We start from the raw sequence: 203 nt of genomic DNA, 5'->3' as shown, positions 1-203 counted from the left end.
AACAGCCAGGTGCAGGGCCAGTTCGGTTACCTGACCATCGACGAGAAGGGCAACGCGGTCTACCACTCCAACCCGGACGTGGTATCGCCACGCGATGCGGTGGATACCTTCGTCTACACCATTCGTGATGCCGACGGCGACGAGAGCACCACGACCCTGACCATCAACGTACACAATTCGCTGATGGCCTGCGAGGACCGTGA

At 60.1% G+C, this 203-nt stretch carries 1 protein-coding gene; it reads left to right on the top strand.

Features of this window, described 5'->3' with window-relative positions; all coding sequences use genetic code 11:
- Positions 1 to 203 (top strand): Ig-like domain-containing protein (locus FS665_RS23315; protein WP_145193690.1); only part of this gene is annotated, 203 nt, incomplete at both ends.

This window comes from Pseudomonas sp. URMO17WK12:I11 (assembly GCF_007677725.1).
Lineage (GTDB): Bacteria > Pseudomonadota > Gammaproteobacteria > Pseudomonadales > Pseudomonadaceae > Aquipseudomonas.
Note: the sequence above shows the minus strand (reverse complement) of the source record. Positions and strands in the feature narration are given on the sequence as shown.